Source organism: Citrobacter gillenii (assembly GCF_013337685.1).
Taxonomy (GTDB): Bacteria; Pseudomonadota; Gammaproteobacteria; order Enterobacterales; family Enterobacteriaceae; genus Citrobacter; species Citrobacter gillenii.
On sequence record NZ_SUQN01000006.1, the window covers coordinates 378,445 to 399,518 of the forward strand.

Annotated in this window: 25 protein-coding genes; 13 read left to right on the top strand and 12 right to left on the bottom strand. The window is 52.4% G+C overall.

Annotation, left to right across the window (positions count from 1 at the left end; all coding sequences use genetic code 11):
- The first annotated feature begins 40 nt into the window (after window positions 1–40).
- Together ispB and sfsB are read left to right on the top strand one after the other, a co-directional pair.
- The gene (ispB, locus tag FCH32_RS16315; protein ID WP_174361209.1) at window positions 41–1,012 is read left to right on the top strand and encodes an octaprenyl diphosphate synthase; all 972 of its coding nucleotides are present in this window, start codon (window positions 41–43) and stop codon (window positions 1,010–1,012) included.
- 236 nt (window positions 1,013–1,248) lie between these two features.
- Window positions 1,249–1,527: a DNA-binding transcriptional regulator SfsB gene (gene sfsB, locus FCH32_RS16320; RefSeq protein WP_137363359.1), complete on the top strand. Its 279-nt coding sequence runs from the start codon at window positions 1,249–1,251 to the stop codon at window positions 1,525–1,527.
- A 77-nt stretch (window positions 1,528–1,604) separates the two neighbouring features.
- Here sfsB and FCH32_RS16325 read toward each other — a convergent pair whose 3' ends face one another.
- The 10 genes from FCH32_RS16325 to mlaF form a co-directional block, all read right to left on the bottom strand.
- Window positions 1,605–2,384, bottom strand: coding sequence for a DUF6708 domain-containing protein (locus FCH32_RS16325; protein WP_174361210.1), 780 nt, complete (start codon window positions 2,382–2,384; stop codon window positions 1,605–1,607).
- Window positions 2,371–3,180, bottom strand: coding sequence for a DUF6708 domain-containing protein (locus FCH32_RS16330; protein WP_174361211.1), 810 nt, complete (start codon window positions 3,178–3,180; stop codon window positions 2,371–2,373). The genes FCH32_RS16325 and FCH32_RS16330 overlap by 14 nt, the downstream gene beginning before the upstream one ends.
- A gap of 5 nt (window positions 3,181–3,185) precedes the next feature.
- Entirely contained in the window at window positions 3,186–6,278 is a 3,093-nt protein-coding gene (locus FCH32_RS16335; RefSeq protein WP_174361212.1) for a T6SS effector BTH_I2691 family protein, read from the bottom strand.
- Window positions 6,279–6,531: 253 nt separating this feature from the next.
- Window positions 6,532–7,791 carry a UDP-N-acetylglucosamine 1-carboxyvinyltransferase gene (gene murA / locus FCH32_RS16340; protein WP_096755510.1) on the bottom strand — a complete coding sequence of 420 codons (1,260 nt, stop codon included), beginning with the start codon at window positions 7,789–7,791 and terminating at the stop codon, window positions 6,532–6,534.
- A gap of 53 nt (window positions 7,792–7,844) precedes the next feature.
- Window positions 7,845–8,099: a BolA family iron metabolism protein IbaG gene (ibaG, locus tag FCH32_RS16345; RefSeq protein ID WP_005121314.1), complete on the bottom strand. Its 255-nt coding sequence runs from the start codon at window positions 8,097–8,099 to the stop codon at window positions 7,845–7,847.
- 171 nt (window positions 8,100–8,270) lie between these two features.
- A complete protein-coding gene (gene mlaB / locus FCH32_RS16350) occupies window positions 8,271–8,564 on the bottom strand; it encodes a lipid asymmetry maintenance protein MlaB (RefSeq protein WP_096755509.1) in 294 nt (97 codons plus the stop codon).
- Complete coding sequence (gene mlaC / locus FCH32_RS16355; RefSeq protein WP_115257382.1) at window positions 8,564–9,199, bottom strand: phospholipid-binding protein MlaC; 636 nt, start codon at window positions 9,197–9,199, stop codon at window positions 8,564–8,566. Before mlaC ends, mlaB begins: the two co-directional genes overlap by 1 nt.
- An 18-nt stretch (window positions 9,200–9,217) precedes the next feature.
- Window positions 9,218–9,775 (bottom strand): outer membrane lipid asymmetry maintenance protein MlaD, encoded by a 558-nt coding sequence (gene mlaD / locus FCH32_RS16360; protein WP_115259895.1) that lies wholly within the window; start codon window positions 9,773–9,775, stop codon window positions 9,218–9,220.
- A 4-nt stretch (window positions 9,776–9,779) separates the two neighbouring features.
- On the bottom strand, window positions 9,780–10,562 hold the full coding sequence (gene mlaE, locus FCH32_RS16365; protein WP_045448070.1) for a lipid asymmetry maintenance ABC transporter permease subunit MlaE: 783 nt from the start codon (window positions 10,560–10,562) through the stop codon (window positions 9,780–9,782).
- A 7-nt stretch (window positions 10,563–10,569) separates the two neighbouring features.
- Window positions 10,570–11,382, bottom strand: coding sequence for a phospholipid ABC transporter ATP-binding protein MlaF (gene mlaF / locus FCH32_RS16370; protein ID WP_115257381.1), 813 nt, complete (start codon window positions 11,380–11,382; stop codon window positions 10,570–10,572).
- A gap of 215 nt (window positions 11,383–11,597) precedes the next feature.
- Between mlaF and FCH32_RS16375 the strand changes: the two genes are divergently transcribed.
- From FCH32_RS16375 to npr, 11 genes are all read left to right on the top strand, one after another.
- Window positions 11,598–12,575 carry a calcium/sodium antiporter gene (locus FCH32_RS16375; RefSeq protein ID WP_174361213.1) on the top strand — a complete coding sequence of 326 codons (978 nt, stop codon included), beginning with the start codon at window positions 11,598–11,600 and terminating at the stop codon, window positions 12,573–12,575.
- A gap of 13 nt (window positions 12,576–12,588) precedes the next feature.
- A complete protein-coding gene (gene kdsD / locus FCH32_RS16380; protein WP_174361214.1) occupies window positions 12,589–13,575 on the top strand; it encodes an arabinose-5-phosphate isomerase KdsD in 987 nt (328 codons plus the stop codon).
- A 31-nt stretch (window positions 13,576–13,606) separates the two neighbouring features.
- On the top strand, window positions 13,607–14,173 hold the full coding sequence (gene kdsC, locus FCH32_RS16385) for a 3-deoxy-manno-octulosonate-8-phosphatase KdsC (RefSeq protein ID WP_115257379.1): 567 nt from the start codon (window positions 13,607–13,609) through the stop codon (window positions 14,171–14,173).
- Window positions 14,170–14,745, top strand: a complete 576-nt coding sequence (gene lptC, locus FCH32_RS16390) for an LPS export ABC transporter periplasmic protein LptC (RefSeq protein WP_117342734.1) — start codon at window positions 14,170–14,172, stop codon at window positions 14,743–14,745. The genes kdsC and lptC overlap by 4 nt, the downstream gene beginning before the upstream one ends.
- Window positions 14,714–15,268 carry a lipopolysaccharide ABC transporter substrate-binding protein LptA gene (gene lptA, locus FCH32_RS16395; RefSeq protein ID WP_115257377.1) on the top strand — a complete coding sequence of 185 codons (555 nt, stop codon included), beginning with the start codon at window positions 14,714–14,716 and terminating at the stop codon, window positions 15,266–15,268. The genes lptC and lptA overlap by 32 nt, the downstream gene beginning before the upstream one ends.
- Window positions 15,269–15,274: 6 nt before the next feature.
- Window positions 15,275–16,000 carry an LPS export ABC transporter ATP-binding protein gene (lptB, locus tag FCH32_RS16400; protein ID WP_040234138.1) on the top strand — a complete coding sequence of 242 codons (726 nt, stop codon included), beginning with the start codon at window positions 15,275–15,277 and terminating at the stop codon, window positions 15,998–16,000.
- Window positions 16,001–16,046: 46 nt separating this feature from the next.
- Window positions 16,047–17,480: an RNA polymerase factor sigma-54 gene (rpoN, locus tag FCH32_RS16405; protein ID WP_115257376.1), complete on the top strand. Its 1,434-nt coding sequence runs from the start codon at window positions 16,047–16,049 to the stop codon at window positions 17,478–17,480.
- A 22-nt stretch (window positions 17,481–17,502) separates the two neighbouring features.
- On the top strand, window positions 17,503–17,790 hold the full coding sequence (gene hpf / locus FCH32_RS16410) for a ribosome hibernation promoting factor (protein WP_003025078.1): 288 nt from the start codon (window positions 17,503–17,505) through the stop codon (window positions 17,788–17,790).
- A gap of 83 nt (window positions 17,791–17,873) precedes the next feature.
- Window positions 17,874–18,365: a PTS IIA-like nitrogen regulatory protein PtsN gene (gene ptsN, locus FCH32_RS16415; protein ID WP_096755500.1), complete on the top strand. Its 492-nt coding sequence runs from the start codon at window positions 17,874–17,876 to the stop codon at window positions 18,363–18,365.
- A gap of 45 nt (window positions 18,366–18,410) precedes the next feature.
- Entirely contained in the window at window positions 18,411–19,265 is an 855-nt protein-coding gene (rapZ, locus tag FCH32_RS16420) for an RNase adapter RapZ (protein ID WP_096755499.1), read from the top strand.
- Complete coding sequence (gene npr, locus FCH32_RS16425; protein WP_096755498.1) at window positions 19,262–19,534, top strand: PTS phosphocarrier protein NPr; 273 nt, start codon at window positions 19,262–19,264, stop codon at window positions 19,532–19,534. Before rapZ ends, npr begins: the two co-directional genes overlap by 4 nt.
- A gap of 137 nt (window positions 19,535–19,671) precedes the next feature.
- On the opposite strand, the gene mtgA is transcribed toward npr, so the two are convergent.
- Both mtgA and elbB read right to left on the bottom strand, forming a co-directional pair.
- On the bottom strand, window positions 19,672–20,391 hold the full coding sequence (gene mtgA / locus FCH32_RS16430) for a monofunctional biosynthetic peptidoglycan transglycosylase (RefSeq protein ID WP_117342735.1): 720 nt from the start codon (window positions 20,389–20,391) through the stop codon (window positions 19,672–19,674).
- A complete protein-coding gene (elbB, locus tag FCH32_RS16435; protein WP_174361215.1) occupies window positions 20,388–21,041 on the bottom strand; it encodes an isoprenoid biosynthesis glyoxalase ElbB in 654 nt (217 codons plus the stop codon). Before elbB ends, mtgA begins: the two co-directional genes overlap by 4 nt.
- Window positions 21,042–21,074: the final 33 nt, after the last annotated feature.

The window sequence follows — 21,074 nt, forward strand, 5'->3', positions numbered from 1 at the left end:
ATACAGTGAGGTAATCGGGGCGAGAAGCCCGGCTTTTGCGATGAATTTAGAAAAAATCAATGAGTTAACCGCGCAAGATATGGCGGGTGTCAATGCGACAATCCTTGAACAGCTCAATTCCGACGTCCAGCTGATCAATCAGTTGGGGTACTACATCATCAGCGGCGGCGGAAAACGCATTCGCCCAATGATTGCCGTACTTGCTGCTCGCGCCGTTGGCTATGAGGAAAACGCCCACGTTACGATCGCGGCCCTAATCGAGTTTATCCACACCGCAACCCTGCTTCATGACGATGTGGTGGATGAATCCGACATGCGCCGTGGGAAAGCAACGGCAAACGCAGCGTTTGGTAATGCAGCCAGCGTATTGGTCGGCGATTTTATCTATACCCGCGCCTTTCAGATGATGACCAGCCTTGGCTCACTGAAAGTGCTGGAAGTGATGTCTAAGGCAGTGAACGTCATTGCTGAGGGTGAAGTTCTGCAATTGATGAACGTCAACGACCCTGACATTACCGAAGAAAACTATATGCGCGTCATCTACAGCAAGACAGCGCGCCTGTTTGAAGCGGCAGCACAGTGCTCTGGTATTCTTGCCGGCTGCAGCGAAGAACAAGAAAAAGGCTTGCAGGATTATGGCCGCTATCTTGGCACAGCTTTCCAGTTAATCGACGACTTACTCGATTACAGCGCAGACGGCGAGCAACTGGGTAAAAACGTGGGCGACGATCTCAACGAAGGGAAACCGACGCTGCCGCTGCTGCATGCGATGCGCCACGGTACCCCAGAACAGGCGCAAATGATTCGTCAGGCTATCGAGCAAGGAAACGGGCGTCATCTTCTGGAGCCGGTTCTGGAGGCCATGAACGCCTGCGGCTCGCTGGAATGGACCCGCCAGCGTGCAGAAGAAGAGGCCGACAAGGCCATCGCCGCGCTTCAGGTACTCCCTGAAACGCAATGGAAAGAAGCCCTGATTGGCCTGGCACATATCGCCGTACAGCGCGACCGTTAATCCTTTCCTCACCTTTCTTCGTATAACATCATCCCGTGCACTGCACGGGATTTTTTACATTCCAGTAAATTCCAATAAACACAACAATTTTACATAACACTAGAAAAAATCTTGGTTTATTCTGAATATACAAACCCTTTACACGAACATTTTAGAACATTCGTTCTCCGCGAGTATAGTGTCACTACTGGCTAATTGTTAAACCATAAGTGGTGAACCAAAGGAGAAAGGGACGTATGGAAAGCAAACTCATTGACTGGCATCCAGCTGATATCATCGCAGGACTGCGCAAGAAAGGGACCTCAATGGCCGCAGAGTCGCGGAGAAATGGGTTGAGTTCATCAACGCTGGCAAATGCGTTAACTCGTCCATGGCCAAAAGGAGAAGTCATTATCGCGAAAGCGCTAGGCACGGAACCCTGGGTAATTTGGCCGTCACGATATCACGACGCAAAGACGCATGAATTCATCGACAGAACACGGATGATGAGAGTGCGTAAAAACAGCGAAAAATAATGGCACACAGCGATAGAAGTCTTTGTAGTATGGTTAAGGATAAAACGACTAATCCTTAACCGCTTATCCGACTTATTTTAGTACGGTGCAGTCGAAGACTGTTTATCGATATCTTCCGGCCAGCGGACGGTGGTAAAGGGTGTCCAGTCCCGGGGCCTGTCGGTCCACAATGGTTTTGTCGGCATCGGCTTTGCTTCCATATAGTGACAGCAATGACTCCACAGGCCGTAAACCGCTGACACATCCCCCACGGTCCAGGTCAGGACAAAACGGTCCACAACGTCACAGGTGCCTGGTTTACAGACCGCGCAGTATATCCGGTGCCCCCATTCTGCATGCCCGCTCATCTGCACCCGCTCGGCATGAATATCCGCCCAGTCAAAAACCTTCACCTGCACCGGCCAGCGTTTCCACGGCCAGATACCACGCTGGTATTCATAGGCATACACTTTCTGCCGCTTACGGTTAAAGCGGAGCGGCGCACCACGGGGTTCGAATAAAACAATTTTAAGAAAAAAAACATTCAATGAACCTAATAAAATAAAAGATATTAAATAAAAAATAAAACCTGATATTCCGGAAAACATATCCAATAAGGCATAAGGTGAAGTGACGAAATAACAAGCAGATAATAATATAACGATGCAAACCAACCATACTCCCCACCAGCCATGATTTACATAGCGGGGGATCTCCATCCAGATATCATTAATTTCATTCACCCGGATTAGCTGCGGTGGATAAAACTGCTGCTCTGCCGTGTCGGGCAGATCGCCGCTCCAGTGCTCCACCGGCGGTATCATCCGTGGCATCACTGGCTGACGGACTTTCCTGGCGCGACGTTTAATTTTTCCCATTGGTGATATTCATCCCTGTGCTGTCTGGTGGGGTGCTCGACTCCCGGTCGATATCTTCCGGCCAGCGGACGGTGGTAAAGGGCGTCCAGTCCCGGGGTGTATCGGTCCATAACGGATTTTTCGGCACCGGCTTTGCTTCCATATAGTGACAGCAATGACTCCACAGGCCGTAAACCGCTGACACATCCCCCACGGTCCAGGTCAGGACAAAACGGTCCACAACGTCGCAGGTGCCTGGTTTACAGACCGCGCAGTATATCCGGTGCCCCCATTCTGCATGCCCGCTCATCTGCACCCGCTCGGCATGAATATCCGCCCAGTCAAAAACCTTCACCTGCACCGGCCAGCGTTTCCACGGCCAGATACCACGCTGGTATTCATAGGCATACACTTTCTGCCGCTTACGGTTAAAGCGGAGCGGCGCACCACGGGGTTCGAATAAAACAATTTTGAAAAAATGAGCTAAAAAGGACAGAAAAATAAAAACAATAACTCCCGTGACAAACAACAATAAATAGTTTAATTCCCTATATATCTCAAAAATAAACAATATACCTGCAGTTATTGGTATTAATGGAATGAAAGAGAACAACCATATACCCCACCAGCCATGATTTACATAGCGGGGGATCTCCATCCAGATATCGTTAATTTCATTCACCCGGATTAGCTGCGGCGGATAATACTGCTCTGCCGCCGTGTCGGGCAGATCGCCGCTCCAGTGTTCCACCGGTGGTGTCATCCGTGGCGTCACCGGCTGGTGGGCTTTCCTGGCACGACGTTTAATCTTGCCCATTGTGTTTAGTCCCGCTTCGCGCTGACCGTCAGCCCCAGTTGATAATGGGGGTCGCTCTTATCTGGCCAGTATGCAACCACCAGCGTGGCCTCTGGCGTGCTGAATTCCTTCACCCAAATGCTGACGATCACGCTCAGGCTTTTCGGTTTTGTGACTTTTTCGTCCTTATTATCCGCACCTTCAATGCGATATGCATATTTATAGTAGCCCTGCGGACTGCTGCTCTGGCGATGGTTTTCAACGCCTGGCACATCACTGGATTCAGCAAACAATACCTGGCTCCCCCCGGTCAGCGTGAGCGACCAGCCGCTGCGTTCTTCCTGCCATCCTGGCAGGCTTACGCGAAAATCCAGTCGTCGGTGTGCCACAGCGTCGATGGTTGTGTTGCCCGTCACGACATCCAGCGCCGAGGCGAAGGCGATATCCGCCACCATTCCGCTAACAATGGCCCGGTATTCCACTACGGACTCCGCCAAATCCTCGAGACTCCAGGCTCGCCAGACAAAACCGTGAAATTCGCTGGCCGGAATGCCAAAGCAGGAGCGCCGCAGCCAGTGTTCAAACGCCGTCGTCCTTAGTTCGTTGGCAATAAACGCCAGCGTAACCCCGGCAATGATCAGTAGAGTGGCCCATCCGGCAGGACCAAGTCCCATAAGACCGGTACTACTTGTTAAGGCAAAAACCCCTGTAAAACCAAATCCTGAACTGATACCTCCTGCAATGATTGAAGTAATTGCCGATGCACGATGAATTCGACCTGCATTAATATCACCAGCATCATACGCATCAGTGCCATGCTTCCAGTTTCTCATCCCCTCAACAATAGCCGCCATCCCGCCCAGTACCGCACCAAACCGGACCAATGAAGGTATCTGCTGCGCTTTGGAGAGCACCGCCCAGTTTTGTTTTAACGCCAGTTTGGAAGCAAAGCCGGAGAGCTCCGTGAAACCCTCAATAAGCAGCAGGTTGTTAATGGAAATATCGGCAACAACATCCACATCGGAGCCACCGGATGTCTCCAGGCGTTCTAACAGATCGCTCCAGTTTGCCACCTGTAGCGCCATCAGCCCGGCTCCCAACATCAGTCCGGCGCTGTCACCGCTAATCAGGCGCATTCCCCGCTCATGCCATACTGCCAGTTGTGCATAGCTTGCTTTTACTACCGGGCCAGCAAGCCCTTTTCCCTGTAATGACAGATCGGAAATAAACAGGTCGTGGATCTCACTGACCATTGCCGGATTATTGAAAGGTGTTTTCCCCATATTAAGATAAGGGAGCTCCGCCCGTAGCTGCTCCAGTGTACCGGGCGCGCTGTAACGCACCCGTATTGGGGTATCCAGTGCCTTGCCCCGCATGCTCATCAGCTCATCAACTACCCGCGCGCCACCGCCCCGATAGCCAGTATCTTTAAAAGTAGCGTTATTCACTGACAGCGACTGACGTAAGGTCTCGTTATTTTTAAGATGCCGCTTTAACTTACGGAAGGTCGTTTCATACTCCAGCACAACGGTAGATTCTCCCGCAGTTAGCATTGCCGCCTGCGTCATTGCCAGATAACTTTTGCGGGTCGCTTCATTCAACGTTTTGTTCAAACGGCTGAATGAACCCGCAGCCGCCAGAAGCCTGCTTGCCCATCCCTGCTTAATGGCTGCACTTTTCAGATATCGGCCAAATTCATCCGACGTTGCTGCCGCCTTGAGATCACCATAAACATTAGCGCCGCTGAACACGAGTGCCGTCAATGACGTTTTCATTCCGGTAAACCCCAGCCAGGCTGGAGAATCGGATGTCTGTAGCCACTGGTGCCAGACTTTGTCCGTCGCCTCCCCCATAGCCCCGCCCTGAAGGCAGGCTGACAACGACAGCATCTGCGCCGCCCAATCAGCAATACATGTTTCCGGAGCATAGTCATTAGTGAGAATATTTTGCCAAAGCACAGACTGGTACCAGGCGGCCAGATCGGTATCAACGTCATTAAGTCGTTGCAGCGGCCAGGTGAATTTACTGTCAAACTGTCTGTCAAAATCAGCCCTGACCGGCTCCTTATAGCTTTTTAATAAGCGGGCATACTTTCGGGCAAACGCCTCTGCAGCAACATCTTCTTGCGGAATAGCCTTTGGTCCATAACCGCCGATTGACGGTCCAGTAGATTCAACAAGCGGGCCGCTTTGCGCGGTAATATCAGACTTTATTTTCTCGAGATACTGGGTGATGGCCTGCGATATCACATATTGGTGGAGAACTTCTGGTCGCTCAATATAGGCCTGAATAGACTCCGTCAGCTGCATGCGGGCGTTGTTCAACTCCTGAATAATACCCATCTCATCAGCAAGCGGTACTGCCATTACAGTACAGTGATACTCCTGAGACAAGCGGAATATCTGATAGCTCAACGCGTCCTGCTTTTCAGGATTGGTGCGAGGGTAAAATCCATGCACGCCCCCCACATCGTCACCCTCAACCTGTTCAATATTTTGAAAATTTTCGCTGTTAAATTCGGCCACGTTGGCTTTGAGCGTAGAAAGAGACTCATCCAGAGCAAAGCATCCATCCCCGGATACCTGTCCTTCTTTTGAGAGGATAATTTTGGTAAAACGACTGTCCGGACGGGAACCATCCTGGTAGCCTTTCAGCACATCAGGACTCCATGGATAACGACTAAAGGCCAGCCAGGCTTCGCTGTAGCACGTATTATCGATGTTGATAAACCCTGCTATAACATCATGGTTAGTCATCCTGCACATCTGCGCAAGCGGCTCGACGGTGTCACCTTCTGGCATTAATAGCGCCTCAAATTGCCGCATACACCCATCCGCCGTAACTTCATAACCATGCCAGACAATTTTATCGAGTAGTACATACAGATACCCCATCCGCAACGTGCGCAGGGCATACTTAAATTCGTCTCCGCTTAGCTGGACATCCTGTTCAGGGACTTCGGGACGCCATGTTGAGCCAGCCTGCCCTCTCGGCACTGCAGCGACGCGCAGTGGGTAGACAGGAACACCTTTACGTTCACAAACTCTGCAACCGGTAGGGTACGAAGCTGCCTGCAGGCTGGCGACACGATTACGGTTTAATTCTTCACGAAGTCCCATAGCGAATTAATCCATTATGTTTGCATGGTTTAATACGCATACTACTCCATAGTGACTTAACCGAAATTCGATCCACCTGAAATTCAGATATTATCAAGGAAGAACTGGCGACCCAGGCAGCCAAAGGCTAATCGGCATTCAAGGAACTGCAGCAATTTTAGTGATCAATGCGCAACTGGCATTTACTGTCAGGTAGTGACGTACTACGAGGGGTCAGACTCTCGCCAGAACGGCGAGAGTGCTGTAGAAAAAATTACTCGCCTTTCACGCGCTCGATATTTGCGCCCAGCGCACGCAGCTTATCTTCGATGCGCTCATAGCCACGATCGATGTGATAAATGCGATCAACTACCGTGGTGCCTTCTGCAATACAGCCTGCCAGTACCAGGCTTGCTGATGCACGCAGATCCGTTGCCATCACCTGCGCGCCGGAGAGCGTTTCAACGCCGTGACAAATCACGGTATTGCTTTCAATCTCTGCGTGAGCGCCCATACGGCTAAGTTCAGGCACGTGCATGAAGCGGTTTTCAAACACGGTCTCCGTGATGAAACCGGTGCCTTCTGCCACCAGATTCAGCAGCGTGAACTGTGCCTGCATGTCAGTCGGGAACGCCGGATGCGGAGCAGTGCGCACATTGACCGCTTTCGGACGCTTGCCGTGCATGTCGAGGCTAATCCAGTCTGCCCCGACTTCAATATCCGCACCTGCATCACGCAGTTTCGCCAGAACCGCATCCAGCGTGTCCGGTTGTGCGTTATGGCAGATGATTTTGCCGCGAGAAATCGCCGCTGCCACCAGGAACGTCCCGGTTTCAATACGGTCTGGCAGAACGCGATACACGCCGCCACCGAGACGCTCAACGCCCTCGATGGTGATACGATCGGTGCCCTGACCGGTGATCTTCGCACCCAGAGCAATCAGGAAGTTCGCGGTATCAACGATTTCCGGCTCGCGCGCGGCGTTCTCGATGATGGTCGTACCTTCGGCAAGCGTAGCCGCACACATGATAGTGACCGTCGCGCCGACGCTCACTTTATCCATCACGATGTGCGCACCTTTCAGACGGCCATCAACGGACGCCTTCACATAGCCTTCTTCCAGCTTGATGGTCGCCCCTAACTGCTCCAGACCGGTAATGTGCAGGTCAACCGGACGCGCGCCAATCGTGCAGCCGCCCGGCAGTGATACCTGGCCCTGACCAAAGCGAGCCACCAGCGGACCCAGCGCCCAGATGGACGCGCGCATGGTTTTTACCAGGTCGTATGGCGCGCAGAAGACGTTAACGTCGCGAGCATCAATGTGCACGGAACCGTTACGTTCAACCTTTGCGCCCAGCTGACTCAGCAGCTTCATCGAGGTGTCAACGTCCTTCAGTTTCGGGACGTTTTGGATTTCGACAGGTTCTTCTGCCAGCAATGCCGCAAACAGGATTGGCAGTGCAGCGTTTTTAGCGCCTGAAATTGTGACTTCGCCCTGGAGCTTAGTCGGCCCCTGTACACGAAACTTATCCATTATTCTGTTCTCTGTTAAGAATTCATATTCGCTACCGGCGCATCACCCGTAGCTCAAAAACCGTTAAGTTTGCGATCGCGTGCCCATTCCGCTGGGGTAAATGCTTTGATCGACACGGCATGAATGCGGTTGTCCGCAATGTACTCCATCAATGGGCCATAGACCGATTGCTGCTTCTTGACCCGGCTCATGCCGTCAAACATCTCACCCACGGCAATAACCTGAAAGTGACTGCCATCGCCAGAGACGTGGACTTCCTGGAGGGAGAGTGCGTTCATCAGCACGCTCTGAATTTCATTATTTTCCATGGGCTCTTCATTCGTCAGATAGTGAAAACAGCCCAACATCTTAGAGCAAAGTTGCGCTGTCATAAATAAGCAAAAAGCCTCGCCGATAAATCAGACAAGGCTTTGGTGGCTGCTACCCCCTCAGGGGGTTTGCCGGATGGCGGCACAAGACCTTATCCGGCCTACAAAAAATTAACGCGGAAGGACATCGTCAGGCAGATTGTAAAGCTTTGCCAGCGTATAAACCTTATCGTTCACACCGCTGAGTACAACACGGTTCCCCTGCCTCTTGCCCTGGTCAATAAGATGGACCAGCAGTGCCAGTCCACCGGTATCAACCCGGGAAACCTGGCTCAGATCGATGCAGGTAACCCCTTTCATCGCTTCAACACGCGCATCCCATAATGGGTTTAACACGTCCTGATCCAGTTCCCCCACCAGCAACAACTTGTCACCTTCACGCGCCCAGGCGAGTGACTGCGTCATTATTTTTTCTCTTCCAGGGTGATTTTCTGCTGAGAAATAGATTTCAGTTGCGCCGTCAGGCCATCAATACCTTTGGTCCGCAGCAGGTCACTCCACTCATTTTGTTTGGTGGTGATCATGCTGACGCCTTCGGCGATCATGTCATACGCCTGCCAGTGACCGGTCTGGGAGTTTTTACGCCACTGGAAATCCAGACGTACCGGAGGACGGCCATTCGGATCGATAATGGTGACACGGATCGGCACGATGGTCGCGTCACCCAGCGGTTGTTCCGGGGCAATCTGATAAGTCTGGCCATGGTACATCGCCAGCGCCTGGCCGTAGGCCTGTTTCAGGTACTCACGAAACGCAGCAAAATACGCGTCACGTTGTGCAGGCGTCGCTTCTTTGTAATAACGACCCAGCACCAGCGCGCCGGCATATTTCACCTGCACGTACGGCAACAGCTCCTGATCGACGATATCACGCAGGTAATCCGGGTTAGAACGGATTTTCGGCTGTTCGTTCTTCAGACGGTCGAAGGTTTTCTGCGCCGCCTCATCCATCTGTTTGTAAGGGTTGGCTTGATCCGCTGCCGTTGCTGCGCTAAGTGGAGCAATGACCAGCATAGCCACCATCATCAATCGTTTAAACATATGTCGATTCTCCTGAGATTATTTCGTCGCGCCCGCAGGCGTGGTGGCTTCATTATTACCCTGAGCCGCAGTCGGCGCATCGCCAGAATTCTTATTGTCATCGCCTTTACTGTTACTGTTGTAAAGGAACTGACCAATCATATCTTCCAGCACCATCGCCGATTTGGTGTCCTGGATCGTATCACCATCCTTGAGAATAGCGGTTCCCAGTTCAGGATCCTCAAAACCGACGTTCAATGCCAGATATTGCTCACCCAGCAGACCGGAAGTGCGGATACTCAGCGAACTGGTATCTGGAATCTGGTTAAAGCGCGATTCAATCTCCAGCGTCACACGCGGCAGGTACGATTTCGGATCCAACGAAATGTCCGACACGCGTCCAACAACTACCCCGCCAATCCGCACCGGAGAGCGTTCTCTCAAGCCGCCAATGTTATCAAAGGTCGCATAAATCGTGTAGGTCGGCTCAGTACGCATAGAAGTGACGTTAGCTGCTTTCAGGCAGACGAACAGCGCCGCCAGCAGCGCAACCAACAGGAATAACCCGACCCAAATTTCATTTTTTTTCGTTTGCATGAACTCAATTCCCAAACATCAGTGCGGTCAGCACAAAATCCAGCCCCAGAACGGCAAGAGAGGCGTGCACAACGGTACGTGTCGTTGCCCGGCTAATCCCGGCAGAGGTCGGGATTGCATCATAACCATTGAACAATGCAATCCATGTGACCGTAATGGCGAACACCACGCTCTTAATTAAACAGTTGACCAGGTCCAGGCGCCAGTCGACGGCATTTTGCATCGCAGACCAGAAAAAGCCTGCATCAATACCTTTCCAGCTTACGCCGACCAGTGAACCGCCCCAGATACCTACCGCGACAAAAATAATCGTCAGCAGCGGCAGTGAAATCACCCCCGCCCAAAAGCGTGGGGATATCACCCGACGCAGGGGATCAACCGCCATCATTTCCATACTGGAAAGCTGTTCGGTTGCCCGCATCAGACCAATTTCTGCGGTTAAGGCCGACCCGGCTCGCCCGGCGAACAGCAGCGCCGCCACAACCGGTCCCAGTTCACGCAGCAGCGAAAGCGCCACCAGCATACCAAGACTGGTTTCCGCACTGTAGGTCGTCAGAACCAGGTATCCCTGCAGCCCCAACACCATACCGATGAACACGCCAGAAACGATAATAATCAGCATCGATAAGACGCCGACATTATAGAGTTGACGGATCAGAAGCGGCGCATGTTTGCGAAACTCCGGCTTGCCGACTACCGCATTGAACAACATTAATCCGGCACGCCCGAACGTCCTGAGGGTTTTAATCCCTCGATGTCCGAGTGAGGCCAGCGCATTTAACAACATGGATGGCTTAACTCCCTGTTTTAAGTAAATCGGAGTGGTAATCACCCGCCGGGTAGCGGAACGGAACCGGCCCATCAGCAATGCCATCGAGGAACTGACGTACACGCGGATCGGCATTTTCTTGCAGTGCCTGAGCACTACCGTAGGCCACAATTTTTTTATCCGCCATTATATAGGCGTAATCCGCAATACTCAGAACCTCCGGCACATCATGAGACACCACCACACAGGTGACACCCAGCGTGCTGTTCAGTTCAGAGATCAGCTTCACCAGCACGCCCATGGTGATGGGGTCCTGACCGACAAACGGCTCATCAAACATGATCAGGTCTGGTTCCAGCGCAATGGCGCGTGCAAGTGCGGCACGTCGCGCCATCCCACCAGATAATTCAGAAGGCATTAATTTTGCTGCACCGCGCAGGCCAACGGCCTCAAGCTTCATCATCACCGTGCTTTTCAGCAACGGCGCGGGTAGCGTCGTATGCTCACGTAGCGGATAGGCAACGTTGTCGAACACGTTCATATCGGTAAACAGCGCACCCGATTGAAACAGCATACTCATACGTTTACGCACGGTGTATAACCGCGAACGAGACATGGCCGGGACGTTCTCGCCATCAAACAGGATCTCACCCTTATCCGGGGGAATTTGTCCGCCAATCAGACGCAACAGCGTCGTTTTGCCGATGCCTGATGGCCCCATGATCGCCGTTATCTTGCCGCGCGGCACCGTCAGGGAAATATTATCAAAAATGCAGCGGTCGCCTCGGGAAAAGCTGACATCGTGCATATCGACTAGATTCGCCACAGACTGACCCATTGATTCATCCTTTACTATTGCCTCGTTGATCGAAGAGTTTGGCGCTCAATTTAGCCATGAACCCAACATATTTACAGATTATTACCCGCTCTGGTTAGCGAAAGCTGGCATTTGTTTTACTTTTTAGCCGCATAAAGTCAAAATTAAGACTTCGTTACGGCTTCCAGAAGATCCTTCACGTGGACCGGCGAGTATACCTGAAGAAAGGACTTTAGATGCTTTTAGCGACGGCGCTGTTAATAATTGGTTTACTTCTGGTGGTCTACGGTGCCGACCGTCTGGTATTTGCCGCCTCTATTTTATGCCGCACCTTCGGCATTCCCCCCATCATCATTGGGATGACCGTCGTCAGCATAGGCACATCGTTACCTGAAATTATTGTCTCCGTTGCCGCCTCTATGAATGGGCAGCTCGATTTAGCCGTCGGCACCGCGCTCGGCTCAAACATCACCAATATTCTCCTGATTTTAGGCCTGTCAGCGCTGATTCACCCTTTTACCGTGCATTCTGATGTTCTGCGTCGCGAATTACCGCTAATGTTGCTGGTCAGTATTCTGGCCGCATCCGTGCTGTACGACGGGGAACTAAGCCGCAGCGATGGTTTTTTTCTTCTGCTTCTGGCCGTGCTATGGCTGCTATTCATTGTTAAAATCGCGCGGTTGGCGGAACGGGAAGGCAATGACAGCCTGACCCGGGAGCAAGTGGCAGAACTGCCGCGCGAAGGGGGACTACCTGTCGCCTTTCTGTGGCTGGGCATTGCGCTGATTATTATGCCAATGGCAACGCGAATGGTGGTCGATAACGCCACCGTACTGGCGAATTACTTTGCCATTAGCGAACTCACCATCGGATTAACGGTGGTGGCGATTGGCACCAGCCTGCCAGAGCTGGCAACGGCTATCGCGGGCCTGCGTAAGGGTGAAAATGATATTGCTGTCGGCAACATCATCGGGGCCAACATTTTTAATATTGTTATCGTTCTCGGACTCCCCGCACTGATCACACCGGGCGAGGTCAATCCGATGGCCTTCGTCCGTGACTACAGTGTGATGCTACTGGTAAGTGTTATTTTTGCATTACTCTGCTGGCGACGTCCGCGCCAGATTGGTCGCGGCGCGGGTGCGCTGCTGACCGGCGGTTTTATCATATGGCTGGCGATGCTGTATTGGGTATCGCCACTTCTCGTTGGATAACTGGAAACGCATTATGTCGCAATTAGAGTTGCAACCGGGTTTTGACTTTCAGCAAGCAGGCAAGGAAGTCCTGGCTATTGAACGTGAAGGCCTGGCGGAGCTTGATCAGTACATCGACCTGAACTTTACCCTCGCCTGTGAGAAAATCGTCAACTGCGCGGGTAAAGTTGTGGTGATGGGAATGGGGAAATCCGGGCATATCGGGCGCAAAATGGCCGCCACGTTTGCCAGTACCGGTACGCCGTCCTTTTTCGTACATCCTGGTGAAGCCGCACACGGCGATCTGGGCATGGTATCGCCGCAGGACGTGGTGATCGCCATTTCTAATTCCGGTGAATCCAATGAGATTGCCGCATTAATTCCGGTGCTCAAACGCCTTCACGTCCCGCTTATCTGCATAACCGGTCGTCCGGAAAGCAGCATGGCGCGTGCAGCAGATGTGCATCTGTGTGTTAAAGTACCCAAGGAAGCCTGCCCATTAGGTCTGGCGCCGACCAGCAGCACAACCGCGACGCTGGTGATGGGCGATGCGCTCGCCGTGGCATTATTGAAAGCCCGCGGCTTTACTGCGGAAGATTTTGCGTTGTCGCACCCCGGTGGCGCACTGGGGCGTAAGCTTTTGCTGCGCGTTAACGATATTATGCATACGGGCGACGAGATCCCGCATGTGAATAAAAACGCCAGCCTGCGCGATGCGTTACTTGAGATTACGCGTAAAAATCTCGGCATGACCGTCATTTGCGATGACACCATGAAGATCGACGGCATCTTCACGGATGGTGATTTACGCCGCGTCTTTGATATGGGCGTTGACGTTCGTCAGTTGGGGATTGCCGACGTGATGACCCCCGGGGGCATTCGCGTGCGTCCGGGCATTCTTGCCGTGGACGCCCTGAATTTAATGCAATCCCGCCATATTACCTCGGTGATGGTTGCTGATGGCGACCATTTACTCGGTGTGTTACATATGCATGATCTCCTGCGTGCAGGCGTAGTGTAAAAAGTAGAGTAGAAACGCAAGGATAAAAGAAATGAGTAACGCAGGTGCGTCGCTTGCGACCTGTTATGGACCCGTCAGCGCTGAAGTCATCACCAGGGCAGAGAATATTCGTCTGCTGATCCTTGATGTGGATGGCGTACTGTCTGATGGCCTGATTTATATGGGCAACAACGGCGAAGAGCTCAAGGCGTTTAACGTCCGTGATGGCTACGGAATTCGTTGTGCGCTCACTTCCGGTATCGAGGTTGCTATTATTACCGGACGAAAGGCTAAACTTGTAGAAGACCGCTGTAACACGTTGGGGATTACCCATCTGTACCAAGGGCAGTCGGACAAACTGGTCGCCTTCGACGATCTGCTCAACAAGCTGGCGATCGCGCCGGAACAGGTGGCATACGTCGGCGACGATCTGATCGACTGGCCGGTGATGGCAAAAGTCGGATTAAGCGTGGCGGTGGCGGATGCCCACCCGCTGTTAATCCCTCGTGCCGACTATGTCACGCGCATTGATGGAGGGCGCGGCGCGGTACGTGAAGTCTGCGATTTATTACTCCTGGCGCAGGGCAAACTGGACGAGGCCAAAGGTCAATCGATATGAGCAAAACCAGACGTTGGGTTATCATTCTACTGTCGCTGGCCGTCCTTGTGCTGATCGGTATTAACCTGGCAGACAAAGACGACACCACTCAGGTGGTAATCAATAACAACGAGCCGACCTATAAGAGCGAACATACCGACAGCGTCGTGTATAGCCCGGAAGGCGCACTGAGCTATCGACTTATCGCTCAACACGTTGAATATTATTCCGATCAGGCTGTTTCGTGGTTTACTCAACCGGTATTAACCACGTTTGATAAGGATAAAGTGCCGACCTGGTCTATCAAGGCTGATAAAGCAAAATTGACTGAGGATCGGATGCTGTATCTGTATGGCCATGTTGAAGTCAACGCCCTGGTGGCAGACTCTCAACTACGCAGAATTACGACCGATAACGCGCAGATTAACCTGGTGACGCAAGATGTCACCTCAAACGATCTGGTCACGTTGTATGGAACAACATTTAACTCCAGCGGACTGAAGATGCGCGGCAATTTACGCAGCAAGAACGCCGAGCTGATTGAAAAGGTTAGAACCTCATATGAAATCCAAAACAAACAAACTCAGCCTTAATCTTGTGCTTGCCAGCTCCCTTCTGGCCGCCAGCATTCCGGCATTTGCCGTCACCGGCGATACCGAGCAGCCGATTCACATTGAATCGGATCAGCAGTCCCTGGATATGCAGGGTAACGTGGTGACATTTACCGGTAATGTTATCGTGACGCAGGGCACCATCAAAATTAATGCCGATAAGGTTGTCGTGACCCGTCCGGGCGGTGAAGACGGTAAAGAAGTGATCGATGGCTACGGCAATCCGGCAACGTTTTACCAGATGCAGGATAACGGTAAACCCGTTAACGGCCATGCCTTACAGATGCACTATGAACTGGCAAAAGATTTCGTTGTGCTGACGGGTAAAGCCTATCTGGAGCAGGTGGACAGCAACATCACCGGCGACAAAATTACCTATCTGGTAAAAGAGCAGAAAATGCAGGCCTTCAGCGATAAAGGCAAACGCGTCACTACCGTTCTGGTGCCGTCACAACTGCAGGATAAAAACAAAACCAAAGCTCCGGCAGAGAAAAAAGGTAACTGATTCGTTATGGCAACATTAACTGCAAAGAACCTTGCAAAAGCCTATAAAGGCCGCCGTGTGGTGGAAGACGTCAGTCTGACCGTCAACTCTGGGGAGATCGTCGGTCTGCTCGGCCCTAACGGTGCGGGCAAAACAACGACCTTTTACATGGTGGTGGGCATTGTGCCGCGCGATGCGGGCAACATCATCATCGATGACGAAGACATCAGCCTGCTGCCGCTGCATGCACGCGCCCGTCGCGGCATCGGTTATTTACCGCAGGAAGCCTCTATTTTTCGTCGTCTGAGCGTGTTTGATAACCTGATGGCGGTACTGCAAATTCGTGACGATCTCTCCAGCGAACAGCGCGAAGATCGTGCTAACGAACTGATGGAAGAGTTCCATATCGAACACCTGCGTGACAGCCTGGGACAGTCGCTGTCCGGGGGGGAACGTCGCCGTGTGGAAATCGCTCGAGCATTGGCTGCAAATCCGAAATTTATCCTGCTGGATGAACCATTTGCGGGCGTTGACCCGATCTCCGTTATCGATATCAAACGTATCATTGAACACCTGCGCGACAGCGGACTGGGCGTGCTGATCACCGACCATAACGTACGTGAAACGCTGGCGGTCTGTGAACGCGCCTATATTGTGAGTCAGGGACATCTGATAGCACACGGCACGCCAACCGAAATACTGCAAGACGAACACGTTAAGCGCGTATACCTTGGGGAAGACTTCAGACTCTGATAGGGTAGAAGACGTCACGTTACTGCAGGAGAAAACCACTCTGAACATGAAGCAAGGTTTGCAACTCAGGCTTAGCCAACAACTGGCAATGACGCCTCAGCTACAACAGGCTATCCGTCTGTTGCAGTTGTCTACGCTGGAACTTCAGCAAGAACTTCAGCAAGCGCTGGAAAGTAACCCACTGCTCGAGCAAACCGATCTTCACGACGAAATTGATACCCAGGAAAAACAGGACAGCGATTCCCTCGATACCGCAGATGCTCTCGAACAAAAAGAGATGCCGGAAGAACTGCCGCTGGATGCCAGTTGGGATGAAATTTACACCGCAGGCACGCCGTCGGGCACCAGTGGGGATTACATCGACGACGAACTGCCTGTGTATCAGGGTGAAACCACGCAATCATTACAAGATTACCTGATGTGGCAAGTGGGATTGACCCCGTTCTCGGATACCGATCGCGCCATTGCGACGTCAATTGTCGATGCGGTTGATGACACCGGATATCTCACCGTTTCTCTGGATGATATTCTCGAGAGCATGGGTGATGACGACATTGGTCTCGATGAAGTCGAAGCCGTGCTAAAACGCGTTCAACGTTTTGATCCGGTTGGCGTGGCGGCGAAAGATCTCCGCGACTGCCTGTTGATTCAACTGTCGCAGTTTGACAAAGCCACACCATGGCTGGAAGAAGCCCGCCTGATCATCAGCGATCACCTCGATCTGTTAGCCAATCACGATTTCCGCTCGCTCATGCGCGTTACCCGGTTGAAAGAAGATGTGCTGAAAGAAGCCGTCAACCTGATCCAATCGCTGGATCCGAGACCCGGGCAGTCGATCCAAACCGGTGAGCCAGAGTACGTGATCCCAGATGTACTGGTCCGCAAACATAACGATCGTTGGGTCGTCGAACTGAACAGCGACAGCATTCCGCGTCTACAGATTAATCAGCACTATGCCGCCATGTGCAATGGCGCGCGCAACGATGCCGACAGCCAGTTTATTCGCACCAATCTCCAGGATGCAAAGTGGCTGATTAAAAGTCTGGAAAGCCGTAACGACACGCTGTTGCGCGTCAGTCGATGTATCGTTGAGCAACAGCAAGCCTTCTTTGAGAAAGGCGAAGAATTTATGAAGCCGATGGTGCTGGCGGATATCGCCCAAGCCGTCGAGATGCACGAATCAACCATTTCCCGAGTGACCACGCAAAAGTATCTGCACAGTCCACGCGGCATTTTTGAACTCAAGTATTTCTTTTCCAGCCACGTCAACACTGAGGGCGGGGGCGAAGCCTCTTCTACAGCGATACGCGCACTGGTGAAGAAATTAATTGCTGCGGAGAACCCTGCGAAACCGCTGAGTGACAGCAAGTTAACCTCTATGCTGTCAGAACAGGGTATCATGGTGGCACGCCGCACCGTTGCGAAGTACCGAGAGTCTTTATCCATTCCGCCGTCTAACCAGCGCAAACAGCTGGTCTGACCCAACCGATAAGGAAGACACTATGCAGCTCAACATCACTGGAAACAACGTCGAAATCACTGAAGCACTGCGTGACTTTGTGAACACAAAGTTCGCCAAACTTGAGCAATATTTCGACCGAATTAATCAGGTCTATATTGTGTTGAAGGTGGAGAAGGTGACACACATCTCGGATGCAACACTGCATGTGAACGGTGGCGAAATTCATGCCAGCGCGGAAGGTCAGGATATGTACGCAGCCATTGACGGTTTAATTGATAAACTGGCTCGGCAGTTAACAAAACATAAAGATAAACTGAAACAGCACTAACTTGTCCGGGCAGTTAGCGGGTGCAGGACGGCCTGTTGTGCAGCACAACGGGCCATTTGTACAGTTAGCGCTTAGGTGAAATTATGACAAATAACGATACGACTCTACAACTGAGTACTGTTCTTAACCAAGAATGTACGCGCTCTGGTGTTCACTGCCAAAGCAAAAAACGCGCTCTGGAAATCATCAGCGAACTGGCAGCAAAGCAGCTCAGCTTGCCTTCTCAGGTGGTATTTGAAGCCATTCTGACGCGTGAAAAAATGGGCAGTACCGGCATCGGCAATGGTATTGCCATTCCGCACGGAAAGCTGGAAGAAGACACGATGCGCGCGGTCGGCGTGTTTGTGCAGCTCGAAACGCCTATCGCATTCGACGCCATTGATAATCAACCGGTCGATCTGTTGTTCGCCCTGCTGGTTCCCGCAGACCAAACCAAGACGCATTTGCACACCTTGTCACTGGTTGCAAAACGTCTGGCGGATAAAACCATCTGTCGCCGCCTGCGTTCCGCGCAGAGCGATCAGGAGCTGTATCAAATCATCACGGACACCGAAGGTGTACAGGATGAAGCATAACAACCCAATGGCACCCGTTTTTGTCGTTGTGAGGAGAAACAGTACATGGTACTGATGATCGTCAGCGGTCGTTCAGGGTCAGGCAAATCTGTTGCCCTGCGAGCGCTGGAAGATATGGGTTTTTACTGCGTGGATAACCTTCCCGTAGTGCTGTTGCCCGATCTGGCCCGCACCCTGGCCGATAGCCAAATTTCTGCGGCCGTCAGCATTGATGTGCGCAATATGCCTGAGTCACCAGAAATTTTCGAGCAGGCAATGAATAACCTGCCTGAAGGTTTCTCGCCGCAGCTGCTGTTCCTCGATGCTGACCGTAACACGCTGATCCGTCGCTACAGTGATACCCGTCGACTGCACCCACTCTCCAGCAAAAATCTGTCACTGGAAAGTGCTATCGATAAGGAAAGTGACTTACTGGAGCCACTGCGTTCTCGCGCGGACCTGATCGTCGATACCTCTGAAATGTCCGTGCACGAGCTGGCAGAAATGTTGCGTACCCGACTGCTGGGCAAACGTGAACGTGAACTGACCATGGTATTCGAGTCCTTTGGCTTCAAGCACGGCATCCCGATTGATGCGGATTACGTCTTTGACGTGCGCTTCCTGCCAAACCCACACTGGGACCCTAAACTGCGTCCGATGACCGGTCTGGACAGGCCCGTTGCCGCGTTTCTCGACCGCCACACAGAAGTACACAATTTTATCTACCAGACTCGCAGCTATCTTGAGCTATGGTTACCCATGCTGGAGACTAACAACCGCAGCTACCTCACCGTAGCCATCGGCTGTACCGGCGGGAAACACCGATCGGTGTATATTGCAGAGCAACTGGCTGACTACTTCCGCTCTCGCGGTAAAAACGTGCAGTCACGCCATCGCACGCTGGAAAAACGCAAATCATGACCGTAAAACAGACTGTCGAAATCACCAATAAGCTGGGCATGCACGCCCGGCCTGCGATGAAGCTGTTTGAATTAATGCAGGGTTTTGAGGCGGAAGTGCTGTTGCGTAACGATGAAGGTACAGAGGCGGAAGCGAACAGCGTCATCGCCCTGCTGATGCTGGATTCCGCCAAAGGTCGCCAGATAGAGGTTGAAGCCTCTGGCCCACAGGAAGTAGAAGCCCTGGCAGCGGTGATTGCGCTGTTTAATTCGGGGTTTGACGAGGATTAGTCAGTACAGAGCTACCGTTTCAGCACGTAGCGAGTAGGTCGGATAAGGCGTTTACGCCGCATCCGGCAATGTCGTTGTGTCGTATTCTGCCTGATGCGCTGCGCTTATCAGGCCTACAAAAACAGCGTCAGCATCGATTAATACAGCTTATTTTCCCGCATAAACGACTCACCGCCTAACTGGCGCATTTGCCTCATGATCCATGCCTGGCGGTTACGTACATAACCTGACGGGGCATTCGCCTTAAAACGCAGAGGATTTGGCAGCACCGCCGCCAGCAGCGCTGCTTCAGACTGACTCAGGCGGCTGGCCGGTTTATGGAAATAATGTTGTGCTGCCGCTTCTACGCCGAATACACCGTCGCCAAACTCGGCGATATTCAGATAAACCGTCAGAATACGTTTCTTACTCCACACTGTTTCCATACCCAGTGTGAGTCCGGCCTCAAGACCTTTACGCACCCAACTGCGTCCATCCCACAGAAAGAGATTTTTTGCTGTCTGCTGCGAGAGCGTCGATGCTCCACGAATGCGGCTTTCATTGCGCTCATTATGCGCCAGCGCCTTTTCTATCGCAGAGACATCAAATCCCCAGTGCTGCGGAAATTTTTGGTCTTCTGCGGCAATAACCGCCAGCCCCATCCACGGTGAGATCTCATCCATACTGACCCAGTCAGAATGCGCCACATAGCCGAAATCACCGTGCAACCAGGCGCTAATTTGTCGTTCAGCCATCACCGCTGAAAAGGGCACGGGCAGCACGCTGAAGAGGGCGATGCCCCCGCCCCAGAACACGGCGAGGACAATGACCGCCCGCAGAAAGAGTCGCCGCAAACTGGCGGTCACCCCTTTTTTCATTCAGTCAGCACCAGCACACGCGAGACCAGCTTGTCGATACCGCTCGCCGCCTGGGCAATATCCTGCGCCAGCATATAAGCCGGCGTGGTGACGATTTTGTGGTCCTCATCAACCACAATATCATCGACCGGACACGGCACATGCTCTGCCCCCATATCTTCCAGCACTTCCGCAGTATCGATATCGGTGCCAATCGTCAGACGCAGCGGAAAATCGAATATTTTAGGCAGCATCGCTGGAGCAATACACATGAACCCCAACGGCTTACCGGATTGATGCATGGCGACTGCCAGCGCGGCTAAGTCGCTATCCACCCGGCATTCGCTTCCCTGGCTGGCGAAATTGCTCAGGTTCTTCGCTGCACCGAATCCACCAGGGACAATCAGCGCATCCAGTTCAGCAGAGACCGCCTGGGCAAGCGGGCGAATATCACCACGGGTTATACGTGCAGCCTCAATCAGGACATTGCGGGTCTCCTGCATGGGTTCGCCCGTCAGATGATTAATCACATCTACTTGTTGTTTATCCGGCGCAAAGCAGATGGCCTGAGCCCCGTTGCGGGCAATAGCCAGCAGCGTTAACACGGCTTCATGGATCTCCGAGCCGTCATACACGCCGCATCCACCGAGCACTACGCCAATTTTCTTCATCGTGATACTCCTTTCGCAACTGGCTGTAGCATA